Annotated in this window: 4 protein-coding genes; 1 reads left to right on the forward strand and 3 read right to left on the reverse strand. The window is 71.8% G+C overall.

Features of this window, described 5'->3' with window-relative positions:
* The 3 genes from ptsP to dhaK all read right to left on the reverse strand — a co-directional run.
* Positions 1–2393: phosphoenolpyruvate--protein phosphotransferase (gene ptsP / locus RWO82_RS15145; protein ID WP_314428359.1), on the reverse strand; the 2393-nt coding region annotated here is incomplete at its 3' end.
* Complete coding sequence (dhaL, locus tag RWO82_RS15150; RefSeq protein ID WP_314428362.1) at positions 2393–3034, reverse strand: dihydroxyacetone kinase subunit DhaL; 642 nt, start codon at positions 3032–3034, stop codon at positions 2393–2395. The genes dhaL and ptsP, both read right to left, overlap by 1 nt.
* Complete coding sequence (dhaK, locus tag RWO82_RS15155) at positions 3034–4026, reverse strand: dihydroxyacetone kinase subunit DhaK (RefSeq protein WP_314428360.1); 993 nt, start codon at positions 4024–4026, stop codon at positions 3034–3036. Before dhaK ends, dhaL begins: the two co-directional genes overlap by 1 nt.
* A 159-nt stretch (positions 4027–4185) precedes the next feature.
* Here dhaK and RWO82_RS15160 point away from each other — a divergent pair.
* Positions 4186–4517 (forward strand): helix-turn-helix domain-containing protein (locus RWO82_RS15160; RefSeq protein WP_314428361.1); only part of this gene is annotated, 332 nt, incomplete at its 3' end.

The raw sequence follows: 4517 nt of genomic DNA on the forward strand, positions 1-4517 counted from the left end.
TGCGCGGCGGCGGCGCACTGCTCGCCCGTGACCTCGGCGAGCGCCGCCGACACGCGGCCCAGTGCACGGGGCGCCATCGACAGCGACGTGACTCCGAGGCCGACCAGGACGGGCGCCAGGGCCGGATCGGCTGCGGCCTCGCCGCAGACTCCCACGGGCAGGCTCCACCGGCGGCCGGCAGCTCCGGCCTCCCCGATCAGTCGCAGCACGGCAGGCTGCCACGGATCGTTCAGATCCCCGAGCTCACCGAGCAGACGATCCGCAGCCAGGGTGTACTGAGCGAGATCGTTGGTTCCGACGCTCACGAAGTCGACGACCTCGAGCATCTCGGAGGCGAGGAGCGCGGCGGACGGCGTCTCGACCATGACCCCGACCGTCGAGAGTCCCGCGGCACGCGCGCGGTCGGCGAAGCCGCGCGCCTCGTCCACGGTGGCCACCATGGGGGCCATCACCTCGACCAGCGCAGCCTCCGCCGCGGCGGCGAGCGCGAGAGCCTTCAGCTGATCGTCGAGAAGCTGCGGTGCCCGGCGCGCGATCCGCAGCCCGCGCACTCCGAGAGCGGGATTCTCCTCCGTATCGGCATTCGCGAACGGCAGCGGCTTGTCGCTGCCCGCATCGAGAGTGCGTACGACGACCCTCCGCCCGGGGAACGCTGCCAGGACGCCTCGGTACGCAGCCACCTGCTCCTCGATCGAGGGCGCGTCGACGCGGTCGAGGAAGCAGAACTCCGTGCGGAACAACCCCGCCCCCTCGGCATGCGACGCCGCGGCCAGAACCGCCTCCGCCGCTCCCCCGACGTTGGCCAGCAGAGCGATGCGATGCCCGTCGGCGAGCACACCCTCGCCGTCGAACGGCACCGAGATCGCCGCGGCCTTCGCTTCGGCCATGCGCGTGCTGTCCGGGTCGACCTCGACCGTGCCCCGGTCGCCGTCGACGAGCACCACGGCACCCGCCGGGATCCCGGTCGCGCCGACCACGGCGACCACGGCGGGGATGCCGAGCGAGCGCGCGATGATCGCCGTGTGCGAGGTCGGGCCGCCCTGTTCCGTGACGAGTCCGACGCAGCCGCCACCGTCGAGGGCGGCGGTGTCCGCCGGCGCGAGGTCTGCGGCCACGAGCACGAACGGCTCTTCGCGCACAGGGACACCGGGCATGTCGGTGTCGAGGATCTGCGCGATGATCCGATCGCGCACGTCGCGGATGTCGGTGGCGCGCTCGGCGGTCCTCCCACCGAGGGCGGCGAATCCCCTCTCGTGCGCCACCGCGGCCTCCCACACCGCTCGGGCGGCCGTGCGCCCCCTCGACCGCACGAGCTCGGCCGCCTCGGCGACCAGTTCGGGGTCGGTGGCCAGCAGCCGCGACGCGTCGAGGATCCCGCGCGCCTCGCCGGTCGCCGCCGATGCGCGCGCACGCAGGTCGTCGGCAACCGCTACGGCTGCCCGTTCGATCGCCGACACCTCCCTCTCGCGATCCTCGACTCCGACCACCGCGCTGCCGTCGGGTTCGGCGATAGGGGCAGCGAGGAGCACGGCCTCGGCAGTGGCGCTGCCCGCGCTCACGCCGCGGCCGCGCAGCACAGCGCCGGACGCGACGGGCTCCGCCTCCGTGTGGGGCTCGGCGGATCGTGCGGCGGGCTCCGGCGCAGCGGCGACGGGGCCTGTTCTTTCGCCGAACCCGTCATCGAACAGCTCGACCAGTCGTGCGAGCACCGCGTCGGCGTCCGGCCCGAGCGCCGACACCTCGACCTCGTCCCCTTGCGCGGCGCCGAGCATCAGCAGTCGCGACAGACTGACAGCCGGGGCCTCCGGGCCGTCGGGCAGCCGCCGGATCCGCACGTCGGCCCCCGACGATGCCTCGGCGATCAGCGCGGCAGGCCGCGCGTGGATGCCCAGCGGGTTGCGCACGGAGACCACGCGCGTCACGGCGCCCGCGCGCTCGGTCGACGCCGTGTCCACGGGATCGACGCCCGCCGCGGGACTGTCGAGCTGGCCGGTCTTCGCCGCGAGCGCGGCCGATGCCTCCCCGGCGACGACGTCGAGCGACGCACCGGCCGCTGCGGACACCACTGCGGCGAGGAGCCCTTCCACGAACGGCGCGGGAGCCAGGCGCACCGGCACGTCGCTCATGCGGAGCTCGAGCGCGAGTTCCGCGCTGAGCACGGCCGATCCGAGATCCATGATCACGAGGACCCCGTCGCAGTCGACCGCGAGGTCGTCGATGGCCGCAGCGACCGCGACGGCGTCGGTCCCGAGGATCGGCGTGCCGTCGGCATCCGCGCCCGCACCGGCTGCGACCTTCACGCGCGCTCCCCCGCCGCGCACCATCTGCAGGGCGAGCTCCAGCGCCGCCTCCCCGAGCCGAGCGCTGTGGGAGACGGCGACGATCCCGATCATCAGGACGGTTCCGCCACGGCCTGCGCGAGCGTCTCGAACAGCAGGGTGGTCGATGCCGCACCGGGGTCGAGGTGGCCCGCACTGCGTTCACCGAGATAGCTCGCGCGCCCCTTCCGCGCCACGAGGGGTTCGGTGGCATCGCGGCCGACCGCCGCGGCCTGCGCCGCCGCTGCCGTCGCCGCCTCCAGATCCGCACCTGCCGTGAGCGCCGCGTCGAAGGCATCGACCGCGGGCGCCATCGCGTCGAACATGGTCTTGTCGCCCGCCTCGGCCTTGCCCCGCGCCACGATTCCGTCGAGCCCGCCGCGCAGTGCGGCGCCGAGCGCGGCGGCGTCGAGTTCGGTCGCAGGTCCCGCCACCATCCCCATGCGCAGGAACAGCGTGCCGTAGAGGGGGCCGCTCGCGCCCCCGACCGAGCTCACCAGGGTCATCCCCACGGTCTTGAGCAGATCGTCGACCGTGTCGGGCACTCCCGAGTCGATCTTCGCGATGACCGCATCCATGCCGCGACTCATGTTCGCACCGTGGTCGGCGTCGCCGATCGCCGAGTCGAGCTCGGTGAGCCAATCCCGCTTCTCGGAGATGCTGTCACGGAAGCGCCGGATCCACGCGCTCAGTGTCGCGGTGTCGAGCGACGCCATCATGCTCCCCACCGCAGCCCGGGGGTGTTCACGGGAGCGTCCCACAGTCGCAGCAGCTCGTCGTCGGCCTTGAGCACCGTGAGCGAGCATCCGGCCATGTCGAGCGAGGTGATGTAGTCGCCGACCAGGTTGCGCGCGATCTGCACTCCCGCCTTCTCGAGCAGCGCGGCGACCTCGCCGTACATCAGGTAGAGCTCGATCAGGGGCGATCCGCCCATGCCGTTCAGCATCACGATCGCGGGTCCCGCCGCATCGAGGTCGGCGATGATGGGCTCGACGAGCTGACGGGCGATCTCGGAGGCCGGCGCCAGGGGCTCGCGGTGCCGACCGGGCTCTCCGTGGATGCCGATGCCGATCTCCATCTGGTCATCCGGCAGGTCGAAGGTGGGCTTGCCCGCGGCCGGAACCGTGCAGCTGGTGAGCGCCATGCCCATCGAGCGACCCTGCCCGTTGATGCGCTTCGCGAGCTCGACGACGGCAGCGAGATCCTGCCCCTCCTCGGCAGCCGCTCCGACCAGCTTCTCCAGCAGCACGGTCAGGCCGACGCCGCGACGGCCTGCGGTGTAGAGCGAATCCTGCACGGCGACGTCGTCGTCGACGATCACGGTGCCGACCTCGATGCCCTCCATAGAGGCGAGCTCGGCCGCCATCTCGAAGTTGAGAACGTCGCCGGTGTAGTTCTTCACGATGTGCAGCACGCCGGCCCCGCGGTCGACGGCCTTGGTGGCGGCCTGCACGCGGTCGGGAGTCGGCGAGGTGAAGACCTCGCCGGCCACGGCCGCGTCGAGCATGCCGACGCCCACATAGCCGCCGTGCAGCGGCTCGTGTCCCGATCCACCGCCCGACACCACGGCGACCTTGCCCTGCGCCTTCGGCGTCGCGCGCGTGATCACGTGCGTCTCCAGGTCCACCGACAGCTCGGGATGCGCGAGGGCGACGCCTCGCAGCGACTCGACCAGCACATCGGCGGGGTTGTTGATGAGCTTCTTCATCGTTCGATCTCCCTTGATCTCTGCGGTGGCGATCTTTCGCAATATTGGAAAGGTATTCGTCAATGTCGAATATGCTCGGGCGCAGTCGAGTTGTCAAGATCCACCTGACGATCGACGCGAGAGTCCGGCTCGACGACGAACCGGAGAGAGGAACCGCCCGTGATCCAGGCCATCGACCGCGCAGCGAGAGTGCTCGAACTGCTGCAGGGTGCGCGCCATCTCGGCATCACCGATCTGGCTCTCGCACTGGGTCTTCCCCCCTCGACCGTGCACGGGATCGTCAAGTCCCTGCGCGAGCACGGGCTGGTCGCGAAGGAGCGCGGCGGACAGCGCTACATGCTCGGCCCGACGCTGCTGCGGCTCAGCAACGTCTACCTCGACACACTCGACGTCCGGGCACGGGCCATGCGGTGGACGCAGGAGCTCGCTCGGCGCACGAACCTGCCGGTCAGACTCGGGGCGCCGCACTTCCACGAGGTGCTCGTGATCCA

The organism is uncultured Microbacterium sp. (assembly GCF_963521645.1).
Lineage (GTDB): Bacteria > Actinomycetota > Actinomycetes > Actinomycetales > Microbacteriaceae > Microbacterium.